The following is a 20,057-nucleotide window of genomic DNA, read 5'->3' as shown; positions in this document are numbered from 1 at the left end:
CTTGCGCTTGTTACAAAGCCAACCCGTAACGAGGGTGCGGCTAGGTTAAGAAATCTGCTTGCTCTTGACCCCCGCATTCGTCAGAAGCTGATAGAGGGTCGCAATTTTTGTTCGCGCACCGCGCTGCGCGCAGTACGTGAAAACCACGCGCTGCTTTGCGCGCGTGAACGCGACAAAGAACCCAGCAGTAGCCTCGATCTGATCGTTGGAGAAGCTCCACCATGCGCCATCATCCAATCCGACAAATATGACGCTGTGGTATTCGAGCCCTTTGCTTTTATGGATCGTCATCAGGGGGGTCGCATGTGTGCCTTCATAGTTGTCAAGCGCCGACGACCACTCGATGCCGCCGACCGACGACCCCCGCAGATGCTCTGCTACTGAGTCGAGCACCTTTTCGAGCCAGTCGCCCTGTCCGTAAGCTGGATGAACAGCGATCACTCTCTCACGACCGATGAACCGCAGGATATCGTCCACGATCGACCGTGACGCTGCCTGCGATTTTGGAGGGCTCGGGTAGGTGGCGCTGAGTTTGAGTACGTATGCGTCCAATTCTTGGGCAAGCCTGGCCTGCGCAACCTCATTGTCAGGAGCGACTCCCCGAAGGATGATGAGCGCCTCCTGGCACTCCGTCCAATACCGCCCCGCCGGGGAGGTCATTGCGAGACGCAGAACTGCAACGATCAGGCTGGAAGCAGCTTCCACCAGCAAATCCTGCAGCATGATTGCCCCGACCATTCCAGCTTCGTTGCGCAGGGGAATCCCCGCAGCTACAAAGGCCGGTTCGAGAACTGCCGCGTACTCGTTAGCTTTCTGCCGGACTAGCAAGACAAAATCTCGTGGACCGAGCCTGTTGGTTTTCATCTCGGTCGCGACAAAAGTGGCCAAGCGCTCCGCCTCGATCTCTGGTGTCGAAAAGTCCCAAATGGCGCAACTGTCACCAGCAATCGTACCGACGGCCTTCGATACCGGCGCCACAGATCGAGCGTCCAGAGCTTGCGCCAAGACGTGCTGAATACGCACCAACTCTGGTGACGAGCGATAGTTGTTGTAGAGCGGCGTTCGCGTCGCGCCGAAGTCTCCATCAAAGGCGGTGAAAGGATCGTCCATCGCCATTGCCCAGCGCATGATCTGCTGTTTGTTGTCTCCGACGGCGGTAATCACGGTGTTGGTGTCGACGAAGATGGTACGGACCAGGTCATATTGGATCTGGGTCGTGTCCTGGAACTCATCCATGAACAGATGCGAATACGTCAGCCGAAGCGCGTCGCGCGCCATCGGATTAACCCGCAACAGAAGTTCGGCGAGTCGCCCGATCATGGGAAATGACAAGGCGCTCTTTCTACCTGCGTGAAGCGACATTTGCCAGAAACGATCCGCAGCCCACTGGGCGGGTGTCGGATGAAGCCAACCATCCACCAGCAGCGGCGATCCCACCAGATGACGACGCTCGAAAGCTTTTACCGATATCGCCTGGATGTCGGCATGGGTGCCGACTGAGGCTGGAGGCGCTCCGACCTGTTGATATAGGAAGTCCCGGTAATCCCGATCACCGGGGAACATGACGTCGTAGTCGCGCCGCGGCCGCCAGCGCTCGGGTAGCGCCTGACCGAAGCGGTCGATCAACCCTTTCGCAAAGGCGTCGAAGGTCATCGAGTCGAGGCGTTCGGCATGGCTGCGATGGCAGCGCTGGCGAACGCGTGCAGCGAGGTTTGTCGCTGCGTCGCGCTTGAAACTGATCGCGAGGATTCGCCTTGGCGCAGGTGCAGCGCCTGTTTGAAGAAGATAAGCAGCGCGTTGCGCGAGAAGTTCCGTCTTGCCCGCGCCCGGACCAGCAATAACTGATCGATGATCCGTCGCACGAACGACCTTGAGCGCATTGGCTTCGAGCGCAGCAACGCCCACTGGCTTCCAGTCCTCCGGTCGGACCCATCGCGACAGCACGGCCATGCCTAGTCCCTCCGCAACGACTTAGCGATGTGATTGAGAACCTCCGCCAGCACAGCTGGCATACCCTTCTTCAGGTCCTTTACCGTGATATGCGTCAGGGCAGCAAGGTGCGTTGCTGGCTTGCTGTTGGTTAGAAAATGATAGCGATAGGCCGGCAGCAGATCAGGGTAACCCTGGAACGGTCCGGTATACAGAGTGAGCCCTGGTCCTGCGGTTCCGAGGACCACCTCCGCAGCCTTGTCTACCGCCATCTTCGGACCGCCCCCCTTGGGGATGATTGCTCGGTATGCATCGGGAAACGCTTCCAGCATGGCTAGATCAAGATCGAGCGGTGCTGAGAAATAGACGCCGTGCGGCTTGAGACAGTCTATCCAGCCCTTCAGGATCTTGCGATCCTCCGGATCTTGCCAAGTGTGCATCGCTGCAAAACTTTCGTCGGACAACACGCCGCCATCGATCTTCAAGAGACCAGCTTTGGGTACGCCAAATTCGATGAGCTTTTCGATCGCCGTCTTCAATCTGCCAAAGCCACCACCTTCGCGCCCCAGATCGAGATCCAGCAGGGTCGCGTGGGGGATACCTAGCTGTTTCAGCAGCCGCCAGAAATGCTGCACATGGCGCCCTCCCAGCGGCACGATGGCAACGAAAGCTGGGTCAATCAGGAGGTCGAGTGCTTCTGCCAGGCGAGGTAAGACGATCCGCTCCGAATCACCTTCCACAAGGAGTACGAACCGGGCGAAGTAGAGTTCGGGATAGGCGAGCATGGCGCCACGGACGAACTTGGCTGCCTCATCAGTCCCTGCCGGCATCTTGATCTTCTTGACCGACGAGACGCGTGTTTTCGGATCGCAGCGGCAGTAGCGCACTTCACGCGGATTGACGCGGCTCAGCACTGCCGGGGAATGGCTGGTGACTATGGCCTGAGCGCCTCCTGCATCGGTCAGCGAGCGAACCTGGCGGATGATGCGGGCGAGGAAGTAAGGCGAGAGATGGTTCTCCGGCTCTTCCAGAGCGAACAGTGTGAGCGCGGGGATACGCAGGGTGTCGTCGCGAAATCCTTTCACCGTGCCCGCCACCACCTCACGCTCCAGATCGAAAACGGCCGCAGCCAAAGCGAAATAGAAAAGCGATTGCTGTCCGTCGCTCAAAGCGTCGAGGCTGCGTTCCTGACCGTCTGGTCCCTGCTCGAAGATTACGGCAATCTTGTTGACGACCTCTTCGAACCGACGGCTGACCAGGCTAAGTCTGGGTTTCGTATCGACCACGTCATCGTGAAGACCCGACCAACGCTCTTGAAGGGCACTGCCGATCGCGGCAATCGCCGATTCGCCTTCGAATGCGGCGGCGAGGTTCTCGGCGCTCTCCTGAACAGCCTCCTCGGTGTCGGATGACCATTCGATTGCTCGGAGTAAGCGAGCGGCGAGTGCGCCGGCCGTTGCCCGAACCTGAACTGCCGCGTCTCGGCTGGCGGGTGTGTAGTAAAGCTGGATCAGGCCTCGATCCGATGCTGAGACCGGGTGGCACTGCTCCTCAGTCGGATCATCGTCAAGTGTGTCCACCCAGAAAAGGTCCTGTGCAACCTCGCCCTCCAGCGTCCCGTCGTCTTCCCATCGCGCTTCGAGGCGAATTCGACAGACTGGCGATTCCTCCTCCCTTTCTATCAGCATGTGTCGGAATGAGGGAGCGATTGTCTCCGGCGTCGCGGTGCCGTCGTACAGTTCGGGAAATCCGATCAAGACGTCAATAAACAGATTCTTGGCTTCTCGATCGTCGGGATCGTCCTCTGCCCCTAGGTGAAAATCCGAACGTAACACGGTGCGCTGAGCGCGCGATACACCGAACAATTTCGAGAGCGCCTGCAGAAGGGCTGTCTTTCCCGCTGCATTCGGACCTACGACGGCAGTGATTTCTGAAGAGATTGAAACTGTTATAGGTTCGGGGCCAAAACACCGAAATCCCGACAGTGTTATAGATTCAATACGCACTAACCATTCCTCCCATATGAGGCAACGTGTTCATTCGACGCGAGTATATGAATCGCAACGTAGCAGTTACGTTGGAGCGGAGTGCAGTGGCTTTCAGTGGCAGATGTGACATGCGCATTTCAAGTTTGCTGCTGTCGTAGCTACATATTTCGTAAGAGTTGGGCGTCCCCGGCCAGGAAACATGGCCGGTCGCGCTGTCGTGCTGCGCATCAAGCCCCCTTCGGGGTCTCGCCCCATTCGGGCTCCCATCGTTCCCTCACTCCGTTCGGCTGACGCCTCCGGCCCGGCTTCCAGCTTCGGGCCTGCGCGCTTCGCTTGCCGTGCGGTCGGCGTGTGGGGAAGGCCGTTGCCTTGTTCAGCCGTCTTCCCTGACTCCATCACCTTGTCCGCGACTGTAGCCCGCTCCCGTGTGCCATCAAGGCGCGCAGGGCCGTGTCCTCGGCTGCGCCTGCGGGCCGCACTAACCCTGCGCTTGTCTCCTTGACGGCCCCCGTCCACGGGCTCCCTTTCGTCGCGGGCGATGAACTCAGGAAAGACGGTGGCAACGAGGCCAACCGGGTTCTTCGTGCCGACCGCACCAAACAGCCACCAGGCTGGGCTCCGAATCTAGGAATCCGGTGTGCGGTTTTCTTCAACAGCCTTTTTGTTCAGGAGAACGCCATGCTTGCCAACCGTTTCGCTTCCCGCTCCCCCGCGCTGCGCAGCGACACCCCTCTGTCCGATGACCAGATTCGCAGGGTGGCCCCGTCCATCTTCGCGGACGCCCCGCACCAAAGCCGCTCCGAACGGTACGCCTACATCCCCACGGCGGCGGTGCTGACCGAGTTGCGCAACGAAGGGTTTCAGCCCTTCATGGTGACGCAAACCCGCGTGCGCGATGAAGGCAAGCGCGAGCACACCAAACACATGCTGCGCCTGCGCCATGCCAGCCAGATCAACGGAACAGAAGCCAATGAAATCATCCTGCTGAACTCGCACGATGGCACCAGCAGCTACCAGATGCTGGCGGGCCAGTTCAGATTCGTTTGCAGCAATGGGCTGGTGTGCGGCGACACAGTGGCCGATGTGCGCGTGCCCCACAAAGGCGATGTGGCGGGCCAAGTCATCGAAGGTGCCTTCGAGGTGCTGCACGGCTTTGACCGCGTGAAGGAGTCGCGCGACCTGATGCGCGGCATCACCTTGGACGATGGCAAATCGCAAGTGTTCGCCCGCGCCGCGCTTGCCCTCAAGTACGACGATCCGACCAAGCCTGCGCCCATCACGGAATCGCAAATCCTGATGCCGCGCCGCTTCGACGACCGCCGCCCCGACCTGTGGAGTGTGTTCAACCGCACGCAGGAGAACCTGACCAAGGGCGGATTGTCCGGCCGTGCTGCCAATGGCCGCAGGCAGCAGACCCGCCCCGTGCAGGGCATCGATTCCGACATTCGCCTGAACCGCGCCCTGTGGCTGCTGGCCGATGGCATGCGCCAGTTGAAGGCTTGAACCGTTCCCCCCCGCCGGAGGGGCGGTTCCCTCCATCCCCTTGTTTCACTCGATTGGAGATTCACCATGAACGCCGTTACCACCACCGAAGCCCAAGCCGTCCACACCGCAGCCAGCAGCGTCGCCAACGTGCTGCAAGCTGCCGACCCGAGCAAGCACATGATCCTGGTGCCGCTGTCGCGGCTGGTGCTGCGCCCCACGGGCCGCAACGTGCGCAAGACCGTCCCGCGCATGTCCATCCCCGAACTGGCCGCAAGCATCCAGCGCGTGGGCCTGCTGCAAAACCTGATCGTGATTCCCACCTCCGATGGCGTGCACTACGAGGTGGTGGCCGGTGGCCGACGCCTCGCGGCCCTCAAGCTGCTGGCGAAAAAGCACCGCATCGCCAAGGATTGGAACGTGCCCTGCCTGCAGGTGGCCGATGGCACGGCACGGACTGCCAGCCTCACCGAGAACGTGCAGCGAGAGGCCATGCACCCGGCTGACCAGTTCGAGGCCTTCGCCGCCCTGGTAGCCGAGGGCCGGCCCATCGAGGACATTGCGGCGGATTTCTCCGTAACGCCGCTGGTGGTGCAGCGCCGTTTGAAGCTGGCGAACGTCTCGCCGCGCCTGATGGACGACTACCGTGCTGATGCCGTGACGCTCGATCAGTTGATGGCCCTTGCCATCACCGACGACCATGCCGCGCAGGAGGCCGCGTTCTACGATGCGCCGCAGTGGCAGCGCAACCCGTCCGCGCTGCGCGAGCGCCTGACCGAGCGCGAGATTGCAGCCTCGCATCCACTGGTGCGCTTCGTCGGGCTGGACGCCTACGAAGCCGCAGGCGGCGGCATCCGCCGCGACCTGTTCGCGGAAGGCGATGCGGGCGTGTATGTGTCCGACACTGTGATGCTGGAAACGCTGGTGCGTGAGAAGCTGACCAGCATGGCCGACACCATCCGCACCGAGGGCTGGGCCTGGGTGGACGCCACCCCCGCCATGACCCATGCCGACCTGCAAGCTTTTCAGCGTGCCCCGAGGGAGCGGCGCACACCGAACAAGCGCCAGGCGCAGCGTATCGAGCGGATGCAAGAGAAGATGCAGGCAGCAGGCGATGCTGTGGATGCGGCGATGGACGCCGACGACGAGGACAAGGCCGAAGCCTTGCAGGAAGAAGGCGAACGCCTGGGCGAGCAGTTGCAGGCGCTGGAAGACGGCTTGCAGGGCTACAGCGCGAGTGTGAAAGCCGCAGCCGGTGCCGTTGTGACCATCGACCGCAACGGGGACGCCGTGATCCATCGCGGGCTACTGCGCGAGGCCGAGGCCAAGGCGCTGCGCACGCTGGAAAAGCTGCGCCAAGGCTTTGCGGAGGGCGAAGGCACGAACGACGACCACAGTGAAGCGGCGGAAGAAGGCCGTGCCCCCGCCGTCTCCGACCGGCTGGCGCAGCGCCTGAGCGCGCACCGCACCGCCGCGCTGCAAATCGAGGTCGCCCGGCATCCGCAAACGGCGCTGGCCGCGCTGGTGCATGGCATGGTGCAGAGCGTTATGCAGGGGCGCTACTACGGGCACGACATGCCCATGGGGGTTGGCCTCACGGTGCAAGACCGGCTGGAAGGCATGGCCCCAGACTGGCCGGAATCACCCGCCTCCCTGGCGCTGCGCGAGATGCGGCAGGCATGGGGCGACAAGCTACCCGAGAACAGCGCAGCACTGTTCGCCGCGCTGCTGGCGATGGAGCAAGGCGAGCTGGTTCAGCAGCTGGCCGTGTGCGTGGCGGGGGCGGTGGACGTCGTAACCCCGCGCGCCACGCCGCACCAGCCCGGCGCGGAACTGGCGCAGGCCGTGGGCCTCGACATGGCCGCATGGTGGAAACCGAGCGCGGAAGGCTACTTCAAGCACGTTCCGAAAGCCGCAATCTTGCAAGCCGTGGGCGAGTTCGCGCCGGATCACGTCAACCGGCTGGGCAAGCTCAAGAAGGCTGACATTGCCAGCGAAGCCGAGCGGCTGGCCGATGGCACGGGCTGGATGCCGGCCGTGTTCAGGGGCGAAGGCTCGCGACACACTGTGCAGGATGCAGTGCCAGATGCGAATGCACCAGCACCAGACGAAGCCACCTCAGAAGCAGATGAAAGGCCGCCTGCCAAGCCATTGGCGGCGTGACCATTACCCGCAAGCAGGCGCCTCGGTTTGTCCGGGGCGTTTTGCTGCGCGATCAGCACCGGCCCCAAAGCTGTTCCACCTTTGGGGCCGGTGGTCAAAAATCCGGGTGCGGCGGTGGCCGCACCCGGCGAAAGCCAACTCAAAATGATCCAGACTAGCGTTCAGTCCGATAACTACAAAAAGGGTTTAGATGCGAACGGAAATATTTACCGCACAAATTCCACATATCTACGGCGAGTTTGCCGATCTGGTGGGTGAAGATCATTGGCGCAAGCGCGTCAGGAAGATTAAAGAGGAGATTAGGGGCTTTCCCTTCTTGTCGCAGCACCTCACCGAGGAGAACGACATTGCTCTGCAGTTAGAAGGACTGCGCAATCTTCAGGAGCGCTATGGGCGTGCCAGCAACTGGCCTGAAGTTGGACGGCAGTTTTATTCCGCCGCTGCGCTGGCATTTCAAGTCGTAACGATGGCAAATGGCCTCAGTGCCATCATGCGCCAGAGATTGATTCGGCGACTGCATGGAGCTTTGAAGAATCCGGACGATATGCGAGGCATGCGCCTCGAACTCTCAATTGCAACTCACTTCGCACGACGCGATCAAACAATTGTCTGGCCGGAGATGGAGGGCGGAGGAACATTCGACCTCTTATTGCCGGGCATGGGGAAAAGCGGTCTTGAGATCGAGTGCAAGTCGATTTCAGGCACCAAGGGTTACGCGGTCAACAAGCGCGAAGCGCTGACATTTTTCCATCATGTATCCCGTCAGTTGGCACCCATGATCAAGACGCTCCGCGCAGGAATTGGGGTTGTCGTGACAGTCCCGGATCGTTTGCCTGCGATGGAGCGTGATCGAATCGCTCTTGCTGCCGATGTGGCCCGCCAAGTGAGGGCGGGACAGACCGTGGCATTGCCCAGCGGGGCGCATGTTCGTGTGGTCGAATTCGATGCTGCGCGATTGTCTGAGTTGCCGGATGACATGTTGGAGACAGTCGGTCGATCCGTACTGGAAGAGGCAACGGGAACCCGAAACCGCCACACGATGGCAATAGGTCAGAAGTCAGGCGGTGCGATTGTGGTTGCTGTTCAATCACAAAGGGATGATGCGTTTCTTCAGTCGACGTTCGAAGTGCTTGGCGATGCGGCACGCCGCCAACTCACAGGCCAGCGCGCGGGAGTTTTGCTGGCTGGCCTCGATGGATTGGAGGCGGAGCAGCTCTTGTCCGTCGCGGATCAGGACAACAATCCCAGTGAGCAACCAACAGCGTTGGCCCTGCGCGTCAGCGATTTTCTGTCCTCCCCTGCGCGCAGTCATCTTGTTGGATTGGGCTTTCTCAGCCGGGGCACCATGCGGTCCGTAACGGCTGGCATTGTTGACTCCGGCGGTGTGGCATATCACTTCCCATGTCCTCTGAGTCCCCAATGGCATTCTGACTTTCAAGGCATGTTTTCTACTCTCCAGACTTGAGCGTGTCGGCGCTTTGCGCCGCCGGGCTTTCGGGCTGCGCCCCGTGCCGGCGTTGCCGTCGCTGCCATTCGGCTTCAATCCGCTCACGCCTTCGCGCCTGCGGCGCTGCGCGCTGTGCTTGCCTCCAGGGGACAGTCCCAAGGACTCTCCCCGCCGCGCGTGGCTTGGCGCCCCTCGATACCGCCGAACCGGCATGCGCCGGATCGGCCAGGTCAGAGCTCCACCGCAATGTGCAGGGTTGCGGTGGATACGCCTGAGCTTGCTGCGGCAGGTTGCGCAAATGGGTTCCGTCCTCAACGCTGGCGGTTCGTACCCATCACGTCACGGAGGACGGTTCACGCTAGTTCACGTCATCCCCGTCCGGCATTGCCATGGAACTTCCACGCCAAGCCTCAAGACCGGGGCCGCAAGGTGCGGCAGGGGCTTTCTCGCCTGTCGTCGGGTGGTTGACCTGGCCCGCTTCAGTGGGCGAGCCGGAGCAGCCTTCGTGCGGGGATACCGAGTAGACCATGGCTCCTTTCAGAGTGGTTCGGCCCAAGGCGTCCTTGTGTTGTTGTGAATCCTGGCGGTGGCGCGGCTGCGCCTCGGGCGTCATGGCTGCAACCGTACGGCGAAAGCAATTTCCCCTGTGCTGCGCACGTTCCTCGCGAGGCCAAATTGTTGTCGCCTCCCGGTTCTTCACCGCGTTGCGACCGCAAGCGGTGCAGCCCGCCCGTCCCCCGCCGGCCGGATCACAACAAGGACGCGATGGGCGCGAACCTTGTTCAACCGAAAAGGAGTTTCATCATGGCCAACATCGGCACCTTCACCGCAGGCAAAGACGGCTTCACCGGCACGCTTCGCACCCTGACGCTCAACGTCAAGGTCAAGCTGGCTCCCAACGACAAAGGGGACAGCGAGAAGGCCCCGGACTTCCGCGTTCAGGCCGCCGGTCACGATATCGGGGCTGCGTGGCGCAAAACGAGCGAGGCCGGCCGTGAATACCTGTCCGTGAGCATCGATGACCCTTCATTCCCGGCCCGGTCTATGCCCGCCTGATTGAAAGCGAGGACGGCACGCACGACCTGATCTGGTCGCGCAGCAAGGCCACCTGATTGGTGTCCCACAGGCCCCGCCTCGCGGCGGGGCCTTTATCTGCCGCGCTGTCAGCGTGCTTTTGTTCTTCTACGTAAATCCGGTTCTGTTCCTTTGTTCTTCTACGGATGGTCGTAGATGCACGCACGCGGAAATGTTCTTCTGATGGATTCCACGCAAGCGGAAACGAGGTTCTGATCTTCTGTGGGATGGTGGGCGTCGCGGCCTGCAGCCGCCGCGCTCTTGTGCTGGCGCATCGAGCCTGAAGTCTCGACCCGTTCGGGCGCCGATCGCTGACGCGCTTCGCTTGCCAATATCAGAGGCTGTGTAGATATTGGAGGGGCTGGCTTACTGTGACCTTCATCGTGTCACCGCCCGCAACCGTCAAAGCCTGTGACGGAACACCACGCCATGAACGCTGGGGCGAACGCGCTCAATCGGGACTGATGCCACGCCATCGGCTATTGACCCGCATACAGCGCAGATCTGCGGCATGACATACGTCACCTTGAGCAGTAGCCACGAGGTGGACAAGGAGACATCGGCCTACGCAGGCAAGGCGCGATGGTGCGTGCTTTCGGATTACAGCCCACACCCAAACACGTTGCATTTGATGACATCTTTTCGCTGGATTCGTTGACCTTGATCGGGATGTGCGAACGCCCTCCACGCAGCCCGTAGCATTTCGTCCTGCGCCTCGACAGGAGGCAGGGTCATGGCGAGTTCGCCTCCCGCGCATTGGCATCCCGCTGCCGCGTACCTGTACGCGCTGCATCTGGACGGGCCTGCGCTGGCGTGGGAGTACCTGCGGCGCAGCCCTCGCTATCGTGCAGACTGGCAGCAGCACCTGCAGGTCTCGGCTCACCACCTGGCGCCACGCTGGGGCCTGCGCCTCTTTGAAAACCCTACGCGTGATGGACGCGAGGCCATGCCGGACTGGCAGCAGTTGGTCGCTACCCAACTGCATCCCGACGCCGATCCACGCGATGGGGCGCACGCCTTTGATCTCTGGACGTTTCCCGGCCATCGCCGCCTTCGGCTCGACGGCGAGCGCCTGCGGCTGGCCGTCACCGCGCCGGGCCGTGAACTCCGCGTAGCCATCGCGCCCGCGCTGCAGCACGGCATGCCGTGGACCCATACAGGTCGCACGCCTGAGAACCTGCGCGAGCCCTACGCCGCTGGTCGCGCCCTTGAACGCCCCAGCGCCGCCACCCTCATGGAGATGTACACACTGCAGGCCCTGGACGGCCACCTGGCAGGCGCGAGCCTGCAGGAGTTGGCCCGCGTGATGTTCCCAACCCACGGCCAGCCCGAGACCTGGCATCCCGACACCGGCCTGCGCTCGAAGGTGCGGCGACTGGTGCGCCGTGGCACGGCCCTGATGGACGGTGGCTACTTGGCCTTACTGCAAAACGCTCCTGCTGAACAGGGCCGTTCGCGGCGCGCATCGAACGGCCCTGCCCGAAACAGCGGCCATTCCTGAGACTGCCTGAACCGGTGGCGCTTGTGCCATCGGCGACCGGCACCGATGGAGGCCCATGCCATGAGCAACACCCCGATGCGCCCGTACAGCGCCCCTGCGGCCACGCCGCAAGCCGCCCGCGCGGCGTCTTCTGCAGCCACTTCACCTACCACACCCGCAGCGCGGGCGCGCTACCTCACCAACGACGAGGCCGCCGAATTCCTGCGCCTGTCGCCGCGCACGCTGGAAAAGCAGCGCGTCATCGGCGGCGGGCCGCGCTTTCGGAAGTTTGGCCGGCGCGTGATGTACGCCGTGGCAGACCTCGAAGCCTGGGCAGATGCGCGCAGCTTCGGCGCCACCTCCGATCTCGAATATGCCGAGCGCCATCCCCATGATGCGCGCCCCCGCTGATCGAACGGGCGCCGAGGGTCTCCGTCGTGTCCTGCGGTCGAGCCGGCCTGATCTGGATCAGGTTTGATTGGAGCGGCCGCTCACCCGTGTATAGCGCAGCGGCTGCCCCTACCTTTTACCCATACTTCGGGGCTGCCTACCATGGACAGACCCGTGACGATGGCTTTGCATGGTTTGCCGGATTTGGTGAATCCCGCGCAGACGACTTTGTAGCCTGAACGGTGCCACGCGAGGTAATCCTCTCGGCTCACCCGATAGTGTTCGGCAAGGTATCCAACAGGATCGGCCACATACCTGATTACTTCCTGGGATGAAAGTGGAACGGTCGCTTGACCATGCGGATCGTCATGCGTTGCGTAGAACCCGACTTGCTTTTCGGCCAGTTCTTTGACGACGTCCACGAGTTGATTGGTCATGAATGCGATTTGAACAAAAGTGAAAGAACGAATGGTAGCTCTTGGCCAGAGCGCCGTAGGCAGGTTCAAGTATTAGTGGAGTGCGGGCAGATGCAAGACGACTCCCAGCTTCTGACAATATCCGTCAGGTTTGTGCATGATGTCGGCATGACCATTGAACCGTGGGCTGATGCCCAGCTATCCGAAGCGCTGCCTCTGCTTGCTCAGGGCGGCGAGAGTGAGACCGTCGAATTCAAGCGGGAGTTGCCGAAGCAGGTGCGGGATCTTGCCAAGGAGATCGCAGCTTTCGCTTCCACCGGCGGTGGCCAGATTCTTCTTGGGGTGGCGGATGATGGCTCGATTCCCGGAGTCGCCAACGCACATGATCCAGCGATTCGGGATGAATTTGAAAGGAGGCTCGTGGGTGTATGTCAGATCATCGATCCTCCTGTTCGTCCCAGCATCAGTTGGGCATCGGCCAATGGGGGCGGCGTTCTCGTCATAACCGTCGAGAAGGGTTCGGAGTCTCTTTACTACGTGGATGGGCGTGCGTACATCCGGCACGGCCCGGTTTCCCGACCGGCGACGGCTGCAGAGATTCGTGCTGCCTTGGTCCCCGCGGCCGCAGCGGAGGGTGCCAAGAATCACCCGGAACTGTCCGCGCTAGCCGACGTGCTTGCCAATGTGCGGCGCTGGAGCGACACGGATGCCGAGATGCGAAGCCTGAAACCCTGGGTTGATGAGTGGTCGGCGGATGCTGAAACCCATGCGTCCAGGCTGCGTGATCTGTCCGTCACCGACTGGGCCATTGAGGGCGACGTCAATGAGCGGTTGGAAGCCATGGCCGAGAAACTGGATGAGGTCGCGCATTTCCGGCACTACCTCGGCGGAGGAGACAGCTTCGACGATGTATGCAACTCTGCAGGCTTCGTTGCTGCGGAGTTGATGCGGGAACTGGTCGATCCTGTCGAAATCAGCCAAGAGACTCAGCGCGAAGTCTTGGAGGCGGTTGCCAAGCTGGCTCGCAAGTTGGCCCAGATGTGGGACCGAGCCGGAAAAGAGATCTTCGACGGGCGCGTCGAGAAAGCCCAGCAAGAAACCTATGGTGTCGGCCAGCAAATCGCGAAATGGACCTACTTCAAGTTGTCCTTGCTGCCGGAAAGCACGCTGCTCGATGTGCGCCGAATCGGTCTTGGCCTGCTCCAACTGGTGTCTATGAGGGTCTACATGGACGGCGGCGCGTCTCTTCAGCGCATCGTCGATGACGCTCAGGTTCTGGTGACCGAGCTGAAGGCGAGTGTGGAGAGTTTCCCGCGCTTCGACCGGTGAGTGTCTTTTTTGCCGCAATTTGGGCCTCGGACTGCTGCGAACCGCGACCATAGGCATGGCTCGCAGCGCCGATGCACTGACCAGCTCTCGTGGGCGGCGCTTATGCGCTGGCTCGCGCCTCAGGTCGCCGGAGACGCACAATCCCTCGGCTCCCATGCGACTCCTGGCTCGGATGCAGTGCGTTCGCCCCCGGAACGCGAATACTCTCTAAACCCGCGTCAGATATGGATTTGCGTCCATTGAGTGGAAGCAGAAATCTCTTGACAGCGGACATTTTTCATGGCGCGCCCGACCCTCAGGCCACGGCCTTGAAGGCGGGAAGCTTGTCACCCAGCCGCTTTCCCATCTCCGTGCCCAGGGCCTGCAGGCCGCTCATGGGGCGCACCATGACCTCGAATTCCCGGATCAGCCCCTGCTCGTCGAAGCGGATGAAGTCGATGCCCTTGAGGTTTTTGCCGCCCACGCTGGCGCTGAACTCCAGCACCACGTCCAGGCCGTCATCGCTGGCCATCTGGCGGTGGTAGGTGAAGTTCTCGAACACCTGGACCACGGTGGACAGCGCCAGCATCAGCGCGGGTGCCGAGGCATAGGGCGTGTTGGCCATGGGCGAGCGGAACACTGCATCGGGATGGACGATGGTGTGCAGCTCGCCCAGGTCGCTGGCGGCAACCATGCGATGCCACAGCTCCAGGGAGCGGGCGACTGCGGGATGGGCGTTCTTCGGGGGCTGGGACATGCTTGTCTCCTGGTGGTTGAGGTGGGAAACGGAATCGGGCGGCGCCCTCAAAGGCTGGCCGCCAGCGTGGTGCCTTGCACGATGGCGCGCTTGGCGTCGAGTTCGGCCGCCACGTCGGCGCCGCCGATCAGGTGCACGCTGCAGCCCGCCGCGCTCAGGGCCGCATGCAGCTCGCGCTGCGGCTCCTGGCCCGCGCAGAGCACGACGTTGTCCACCTCCAGCAGTTGCGGCTGGCCGTCCACGGTGATGTGCAGGCCGGCGTCGTCGATGCGCTCATAGGCCACGCCCGAGCCCATGGCCACGCTGCGCGCCTTCAGCGAGGTGCGGTGTATCCAGCCCGTGGTCTTGCCCAGCTGGTCGCCCACCTTGGTGGACTTGCGCTGCAGCAGGTGCACGCGGCGCGGCGAGGGCTCGGCCTGCGGCTGCGCCAGGCCGCCGGCCTGGGCGTAGTCCGTGTCTATGCCCCACTCCGCATAGAACTTGCGGGGCGCCACGGCGCCGCTGTCGCCGGCATGGGTCAGGTACTCGGCCACATCGAAACCTATGCCGCCCGCGCCGATGATGGCCACGCGCTCGCCCACGGGCCTGTCGCCCTGCAGCACGTCCAGGTAGCCGAGCACCTTGGGATGGTCAACGCCGTCGATGGCGGGAACGCGCGGCCGTATGCCCGTGGCCAGCACGATCTCGTCATAGCCGCCCTCGATGAGCTGGGCGGCCTCCACGCGGTGGCCCAGTCGCAGCGCCACGCCGCCCAGCTCCAGCTGGCGGCGGAAATAGCGCAGCGTCTCGTGGAACTCCTCCTTGCCGGGCACCTTCTTGGCAATGTTGAACTGCCCGCCAATCTCGCTGGCCGCATCGAACAGCGTCACCGCATGGCCGCGCTGCGCGGCGGTGACAGCGAAGCTCAGGCCCGCCGGGCCGGCGCCCACCACGGCGATGCGCTTGGCGGCGGGCGCGGGCGCAATCACCAGCTCGGTCTCATGGCAGGCGCGCGGGTTGACCAGGCAGGAGGTGATCTTGCCGCCAAAGGTATGGTCCAGGCAGGCCTGGTTGCAGGCAATGCAGGTGTTGATCTCGTCGGCCCGGCCCTGGCGCGCCTTGCGCACGAAGTCGCCATCGGCCAGCAGCGGCCGGGCCATGGAGACCATGTCGGCATAGCCCTCGGCCAGCAGGCGCTCGGCCACTTCGGGCGTGTTGATGCGGTTGGAGGTGATCAGCGGGATGCCCACCTGCCCCATCACGCGCTGCGTGACCCAGGCATACGCGGCGCGCGGCACCTTGGTGGCGATGGTGGGGATGCGCGCCTCGTGCCAGCCTATGCCCGTGTTCAGCAGCGTGGCGCCCGCGGCCTCGATGGCCTGGGCCAGCGCGATCACTTCCTCCAGCGTGGAGCCGCCTTCCACCAGGTCCAGCATGGACAGGCGGTAGATGATGATGAAGTCCCGCCCCACGCGCTGGCGCGTGCGCCGCACGATCTCCACCGCAAAGCGCATGCGGCCCGCGTAGCTGCCGCCCCATTCGTCATCGCGGTGGTTGGTGCGTGCGGCGATGAACTCGTTGATCAGATAGCCCTCCGAGCCCATGATCTCCACGCCGTCGTAGCCCGCATGCCGGGCCAGGGCTGCGCAGCGCACAAAGTCCTCGATGGTCTGCTCCACCTCGTCGCCCGTCAGCGCATGCGGCACGAAGGGGTTGATGGGCGCCTGCAGCGCGCTGGGCGCCACCAGCCCGGGCTGGTAGGCATAGCGGCCGAAGTGCAGGATCTGCATGGCGATCTTGCCGCCCTCGGCATGAACGGCCTGCGTGACGATGCGGTGCTGGTCCGCCTCGTGCTCATTGACCATCATGGCGCCGCCCTTCATGGGCCGGCCGCGCTCATTGGGGGCGATGCCGCCCGTGACGATCAAGCCCACCTCGCCGCGCGCGCGCTCGGCGTAGAAGGCGGCCATGCGCTCGAAGCCGTTGGGCGCCTCCTCCAGGCCCACATGCATGGAGCCCATGAGCACGCGGTTTCTGAGCGTGGTGAAGCCCAGGTCCAGTTCGGCATTCAGGTGGGGGTAGTGGGTCATGCCTGTCTCGCTTTTTTATGCAACTGATTGCATGAATGTAGTCAGCCTCCTTTATTTATGCAACTGGTTGCGCAAAAAATTGCAAAAATGACTGCAGCGCTTGGCCGCACCTCCATGCAGGCCCGTAAGATGGCGCCCAGCGCCAGTCCCTTTGTTGCCGATGTCCCTGCCACACGCCCTTCTCACCGCCTTGGTCGAGCACCCCTGCTCGGGCTCGGAACTTGCCGAGCGCTTCGACCGCTCCATCGGCTATTTCTGGAACGCCACGCACCAGCAGATCTACCGCGAACTCGCCCGGCTGGAAGAGGCGCAATGGATCGAGGCCCTGCCCGCCGAATCCGGCCGGGGCCGCAAGCGCCAGTACCGCATCCTGCCCACGGGCCGCAAGGAGCTCAAGCGCTGGGTGGCCGAGCAGGAAGACCCCAAGCCGCTGCGCGAGGAATGGATGGTCCGCCTGCGTGCCGAGGCGGTGGTGGGCCCCTGCGGACTGCAGGACGAAGTGCAGCGGCTGCTGGCACTGCACCAGGCGCAGCTGGACGTCTACCAGCGCCTGGAGCAGCGCGATTTCCTGGACAAGCCGCCCACGCGCGAGCGGCGGCTGCAGCACCTGGTGCTCAAGGCCGGCATACAGCAGGAGCAGCTGTGGATAGGCCTGCTGCAGGAAGCCCGGGAGATCCTGGACATGCCGGCCAGGCCCTGAGGAACGGTCGCGACGGCCGCCTCAGCCCTTGTTCAAGCCGTGCAGCGCCAGCCCCGGCGCCTCCAGCCGGGCACGCAGAATGCGCCCGTGCGTGGAGTCCGTCACATACAGCGTGCGGCGGTCCGCGCCGCCAAAGGCCAGGTTGGTGAGCGAGCTTCCCGGCACGCCACGCAGCACCTGTACGGGCTCGGCACGGTGGTTGAGCACCCACACCAGGCCCAGGCCCGGGTTGGCCACCAGCAGCCGGCCCTGGTCATCCATGGCCAAGCCGTCGGGGCCGCTGGGGCCGTAGGAGGTGAAGAACTGCCCCACCTTGGCCACGCTGCCATCGGGCAGCAGGGGCACGCGCCAGACGCAGTTGCCGCGCGTCACGGCCAGGTAGAGCACGCGGCCATCGGGCGACAGCGCCACGCCGTTGGGGCTGGGCACGTTGGCCAGCAGCAGGTCCAGCCGGCCGTCCGGCCGCAGGCGGTACAGGCGGCCGCTGGGATCGTGCAGGCCACTCTGGCCCTGGTCGGTGAAGTAGAGGTTGCCCTCGGCATCGAAGACCAGGTCGTTCACGCCCTTGAAGCGCTCGCTGTTGCGCCTCTGCAGATAGGGGCTGATGCGCCCCGTAGCCACATCCAGGCGCATCAGGCCGTTCTTGTAGTCGGTGATCAGCAGCGTGCGCTCGTCAAGGAACTTCATGCCGTTGGGCTCGCCGTCGTACTCGGCAACCAACGTCCAGGCGCCTTGCGGATCGACGCGGAACACGCGGCCCCAGGGAATGTCGGCCACGTACAGATGGCCGGCCGCGTCGAACACCGGCCCTTCGAGGAAGGAGTCGGTCACGGCGCCGCTGCGGTTGGCATCGGCCCAGTCGCTGCGCTCGGGGCGGCGCAGGGCGTCGGGCATGGTGGTGAACGATTCGAGTTCGCAGACCTGGGGGGCTTGCAGCAGGAACATGGTGTCTGTCTTTCTTGGAGTGTCAGGCCGCGCCGTCGAAGCCATACAGCCTTGCGGGGTTGTCCACCAGGATGCGGTCCATGGCCTCGTCCGTGCCGGCCCAGGCCTGCAGCAGGTCCACCAGATCGGCATCGTTGACGGAGCCCGGCGCCTCGGTGGTGTGCGGCCAGTCGCTGCCCCAGACCAGGCGCTCGGGCGCGGCGCGCACCAGATCGCGGCCCAGCGGCAGCGTGTCGGCATAGGAAGGGCCGCCCACCGATGAACGCATATAGGCGCCGGAGAGCTTGACCCAGGTGTTGCCGCCATCGAGCAGCCGGCGCAGCGCGGCATGGGCCGCGCCCTCCATGCCTTCAGCCGGGTCGATGCGGCCCAGGTGGTCCACGACCAGGGGCACGGGCAGCGCGCCCAGCACGGGCGCCAGCGCCACCAGCTGTTCGGGCTGCACAAAAATCTGCACATGCCAGCCCAGCCGTGCAACCCGGTGCGCCAGCGTGACCAGCATGTGGGCCGTGGTCTCGCCCCAGGACTGCGGCGAGACAAAGTTCACGCGCACCCCGCAGACGCGGTGCGCGGCCAGCCGGTCCAGCTCGGCATCGGCCACGTCGTGGGCGACCACGGCCACGCCGCGCGCATCATCGCCCAGGCGCTCCAGCGCATCCAGCGTGCAGGCGTTGTCCGTGCCATAGGTCGAGGGCGTGACCACCACGGCGCGCGAAGTGCCCAGGCGCTGCTGCAGTTGACGGTACATGGCCACGTCGGCATGCGGCGGCGTGCGCGGCCAGTGCGGCGACGGCGCAAAGCGCGCATCGAAGATGTGCATGTGGCTGTCGCAGGCCAGCGGCGGCAGCGTGCGGAAAGGCCGGTTCGTGCCGGCCGAATGCGCAACGGCGATGGTCGATGCGTTCATGGCCATGCGCTCAGTCCAGCACGATGGCGCCCTTGCGCACTACCTCGCCCCACTTGGCGTCTTCCTTCTGGAGGAAGGCGGCGAACTCGGCCGGCGTCGTTCCCATGGGCTGGGCGCCCAGGTCGCTCAGTCGCTGGCGCACCTCGGCTTCCTGCAGCACCTCGGCCAGCGCCTGGTGCAGGCGCGCGGCCACGGGCTCGGGCGTGCCCGTGGGCAGGAAGATGCCGTTCCACTCATAGGCCTCGTAGCCGGGAATCACGGTCTCGGACACGGTGGGCACATCGGGCAGGCGCGCCGAGCGCTGGGGCGCGGCCACGGCCAGGGCGCGCAGCTTGCCGCCCGTGACCAGCGGATAGGTGGCCGCCATGGTGCCGAACATGAAGTCCACCTGCCCGCCCATCACATCGGCAATGGCCGGCCCGCCGCTCTTGTAGGGCACGTGGACCATGTCCAGCTCCAGCCGCTGGCGGAACAGCTCGGCCGCCAGGCGCTGCACCGTGCCGCTGCCGCCCGAGGCGAAGTTGATCTTGCCCGGCTGCGCCTTGGCCCTGGCCGCCAGGTCGGCCACGCTGCGCACGGGCGAGTCGGCCTTGACCACGACCACATTGGGCATGAGCAGCACCAGCGACAGCGGCTGCAGCGCGCTGCGCGCATAGGGCAGCTTGGCAAACAGATGCGGGTTGATGGAAAACGGCGTGGCGTCGTAGAGCACCGTGTAGCCGTCGGCGCGCGCCTTGGCCACCTGGCTGGCGCCAATCGTGCCGCTGGCGCCGGGCCGGTTGTCCACGATGATGCTGGTGCCCAGCCGCGCGCCCATGCGCGTGGCCAGCAGGCGCGCGGCCGCGTCGGCGCCGCCGCCGGGCGCATAGGGCACGACCAGGGTGATGGGACGCTCGGGAAAGGCGGCCTGGGCCACGGCGGCGGCCAGGGCGCAGGCCGCGATCAGGGTTCTGGTAAGGAATTTCATGGCTTGTCTCCAGATTTTTTCGAGGGGGTGGCGGC

15 protein-coding genes and 1 pseudogene are annotated in these 20,057 nt (G+C 64.0%); 8 read left to right on the top strand and 8 right to left on the bottom strand.

Annotation, left to right across the window (positions count from 1 at the left end; all coding sequences use genetic code 11):
* Positions 1–45 precede the first annotated feature (45 nt).
* Both ACM14_RS15800 and ACM14_RS15795 read right to left on the bottom strand, forming a co-directional pair.
* Positions 46–1,950, bottom strand: a complete 1,905-nt coding sequence (locus ACM14_RS15800) for a UvrD-helicase domain-containing protein (protein ID WP_065346666.1) — start codon at positions 1,948–1,950, stop codon at positions 46–48.
* A 2-nt stretch (positions 1,951–1,952) separates the two neighbouring features.
* On the bottom strand, positions 1,953–3,935 hold the full coding sequence (locus ACM14_RS15795) for an ATP-dependent endonuclease (protein ID WP_065346665.1): 1,983 nt from the start codon (positions 3,933–3,935) through the stop codon (positions 1,953–1,955).
* 660 nt (positions 3,936–4,595) lie between these two features.
* Between ACM14_RS15795 and ACM14_RS15790 the strand changes: the two genes are divergently transcribed.
* The 6 genes and pseudogenes from ACM14_RS15790 (at position 4,596) to ACM14_RS15765 (ending at position 11,974) form a co-directional block, all read left to right on the top strand.
* Complete coding sequence (locus ACM14_RS15790; RefSeq protein WP_065346664.1) at positions 4,596–5,420, top strand: DUF932 domain-containing protein; 825 nt, start codon at positions 4,596–4,598, stop codon at positions 5,418–5,420.
* A 66-nt stretch (positions 5,421–5,486) separates the two neighbouring features.
* Positions 5,487–7,562, top strand: a complete 2,076-nt coding sequence (locus ACM14_RS15785; RefSeq protein WP_065346663.1) for a ParB/RepB/Spo0J family partition protein — start codon at positions 5,487–5,489, stop codon at positions 7,560–7,562.
* A gap of 190 nt (positions 7,563–7,752) precedes the next feature.
* Entirely contained in the window at positions 7,753–9,027 is a 1,275-nt protein-coding gene (locus ACM14_RS15780; RefSeq protein WP_065346662.1) for a hypothetical protein, read from the top strand.
* Positions 9,028–9,813: 786 nt separating this feature from the next.
* Positions 9,814–10,121: pseudogene (locus tag ACM14_RS15775) on the top strand (DUF736 domain-containing protein).
* A gap of 695 nt (positions 10,122–10,816) precedes the next feature.
* Positions 10,817–11,584: a DUF2285 domain-containing protein gene (locus ACM14_RS15770; RefSeq protein WP_065346661.1), complete on the top strand. Its 768-nt coding sequence runs from the start codon at positions 10,817–10,819 to the stop codon at positions 11,582–11,584.
* Between the two features lie 60 nt (positions 11,585–11,644).
* Positions 11,645–11,974: a helix-turn-helix domain-containing protein gene (locus tag ACM14_RS15765; RefSeq protein WP_065346680.1), complete on the top strand. Its 330-nt coding sequence runs from the start codon at positions 11,645–11,647 to the stop codon at positions 11,972–11,974.
* Between the two features lie 80 nt (positions 11,975–12,054).
* Here ACM14_RS15765 and ACM14_RS31630 read toward each other — a convergent pair whose 3' ends face one another.
* Positions 12,055–12,390, bottom strand: coding sequence for a hypothetical protein (locus tag ACM14_RS31630; RefSeq protein WP_139093443.1), 336 nt, complete (start codon positions 12,388–12,390; stop codon positions 12,055–12,057).
* A gap of 90 nt (positions 12,391–12,480) precedes the next feature.
* On the opposite strand from ACM14_RS31630, the gene ACM14_RS15760 reads away from it, so the two are divergent.
* Positions 12,481–13,698, top strand: a complete 1,218-nt coding sequence (locus ACM14_RS15760) for a helix-turn-helix domain-containing protein (protein WP_254662065.1) — start codon at positions 12,481–12,483, stop codon at positions 13,696–13,698.
* A 295-nt stretch (positions 13,699–13,993) separates the two neighbouring features.
* On the opposite strand, the gene ACM14_RS15755 is transcribed toward ACM14_RS15760, so the two are convergent.
* Together ACM14_RS15755 and ACM14_RS15750 are read right to left on the bottom strand one after the other, a co-directional pair.
* On the bottom strand, positions 13,994–14,434 hold the full coding sequence (locus tag ACM14_RS15755) for a nuclear transport factor 2 family protein (RefSeq protein ID WP_063325552.1): 441 nt from the start codon (positions 14,432–14,434) through the stop codon (positions 13,994–13,996).
* Positions 14,435–14,481: 47 nt separating this feature from the next.
* Positions 14,482–16,503: an NADPH-dependent 2,4-dienoyl-CoA reductase gene (locus ACM14_RS15750; RefSeq protein ID WP_065346660.1), complete on the bottom strand. Its 2,022-nt coding sequence runs from the start codon at positions 16,501–16,503 to the stop codon at positions 14,482–14,484.
* A gap of 160 nt (positions 16,504–16,663) precedes the next feature.
* On the opposite strand from ACM14_RS15750, the gene ACM14_RS15745 reads away from it, so the two are divergent.
* Positions 16,664–17,203 carry a PadR family transcriptional regulator gene (locus tag ACM14_RS15745; protein WP_016446262.1) on the top strand — a complete coding sequence of 180 codons (540 nt, stop codon included), beginning with the start codon at positions 16,664–16,666 and terminating at the stop codon, positions 17,201–17,203.
* A gap of 21 nt (positions 17,204–17,224) precedes the next feature.
* On the opposite strand, the gene ACM14_RS15740 is transcribed toward ACM14_RS15745, so the two are convergent.
* From ACM14_RS15740 to ACM14_RS15730, 3 genes are read right to left on the bottom strand one after another with little or no spacing between them, the layout of a single operon-like run.
* Positions 17,225–18,148 (bottom strand): SMP-30/gluconolactonase/LRE family protein, encoded by a 924-nt coding sequence (locus tag ACM14_RS15740; protein ID WP_065346659.1) that lies wholly within the window; start codon positions 18,146–18,148, stop codon positions 17,225–17,227.
* 22 nt (positions 18,149–18,170) lie between these two features.
* Positions 18,171–19,061 (bottom strand): amidohydrolase, encoded by an 891-nt coding sequence (locus tag ACM14_RS15735; protein WP_065346658.1) that lies wholly within the window; start codon positions 19,059–19,061, stop codon positions 18,171–18,173.
* A gap of 4 nt (positions 19,062–19,065) precedes the next feature.
* Positions 19,066–20,022 (bottom strand): tripartite tricarboxylate transporter substrate binding protein, encoded by a 957-nt coding sequence (locus tag ACM14_RS15730; RefSeq protein ID WP_065346657.1) that lies wholly within the window; start codon positions 20,020–20,022, stop codon positions 19,066–19,068.
* Positions 20,023–20,057: the final 35 nt, after the last annotated feature.

The sequence above is a fragment of the Delftia sp. JD2 genome, from assembly GCF_001682645.1.
Taxonomy (GTDB): domain Bacteria; phylum Pseudomonadota; class Gammaproteobacteria; order Burkholderiales; family Burkholderiaceae_C; genus Comamonas; species Comamonas acidovorans.
Note: the sequence above shows the minus strand (reverse complement) of the source record. Positions and strands in the feature narration are given on the sequence as shown.

What these genes read in the sequence shown, in the direction of transcription:
- ACM14_RS15800 (WP_065346666.1), bottom strand. Translation starts at nt 1,950, where the DNA reads ATGGCCGTGCTGTCGCGATGGGTCCGACCGGAGGACTGGAAGCCAGTG.
- ACM14_RS15785 (WP_065346663.1), top strand. Translation starts at nt 5,487, where the DNA reads ATGAACGCCGTTACCACCACCGAAGCCCAAGCCGTCCACACCGCAGCC.
- ACM14_RS15760 (WP_254662065.1), top strand. Translation starts at nt 12,481, where the DNA reads ATGCAAGACGACTCCCAGCTTCTGACAATATCCGTCAGGTTTGTGCAT.
- ACM14_RS15790 (WP_065346664.1), top strand. Translation starts at nt 4,596, where the DNA reads ATGCTTGCCAACCGTTTCGCTTCCCGCTCCCCCGCGCTGCGCAGCGAC.
- ACM14_RS15780 (WP_065346662.1), top strand. Translation starts at nt 7,753, where the DNA reads ATGCGAACGGAAATATTTACCGCACAAATTCCACATATCTACGGCGAG.
- ACM14_RS31630 (WP_139093443.1), bottom strand. Translation starts at nt 12,390, where the DNA reads ATGACCAATCAACTCGTGGACGTCGTCAAAGAACTGGCCGAAAAGCAA.
- ACM14_RS15770 (WP_065346661.1), top strand. Translation starts at nt 10,817, where the DNA reads ATGGCGAGTTCGCCTCCCGCGCATTGGCATCCCGCTGCCGCGTACCTG.
- ACM14_RS15735 (WP_065346658.1), bottom strand. Translation starts at nt 19,061, where the DNA reads ATGGCCATGAACGCATCGACCATCGCCGTTGCGCATTCGGCCGGCACG.
- ACM14_RS15745 (WP_016446262.1), top strand. Translation starts at nt 16,664, where the DNA reads ATGTCCCTGCCACACGCCCTTCTCACCGCCTTGGTCGAGCACCCCTGC.
- ACM14_RS15730 (WP_065346657.1), bottom strand. Translation starts at nt 20,022, where the DNA reads ATGAAATTCCTTACCAGAACCCTGATCGCGGCCTGCGCCCTGGCCGCC.
- ACM14_RS15755 (WP_063325552.1), bottom strand. Translation starts at nt 14,434, where the DNA reads ATGTCCCAGCCCCCGAAGAACGCCCATCCCGCAGTCGCCCGCTCCCTG.
- ACM14_RS15740 (WP_065346659.1), bottom strand. Translation starts at nt 18,148, where the DNA reads ATGTTCCTGCTGCAAGCCCCCCAGGTCTGCGAACTCGAATCGTTCACC.
- ACM14_RS15765 (WP_065346680.1), top strand. Translation starts at nt 11,645, where the DNA reads ATGAGCAACACCCCGATGCGCCCGTACAGCGCCCCTGCGGCCACGCCG.
- ACM14_RS15750 (WP_065346660.1), bottom strand. Translation starts at nt 16,503, where the DNA reads ATGACCCACTACCCCCACCTGAATGCCGAACTGGACCTGGGCTTCACC.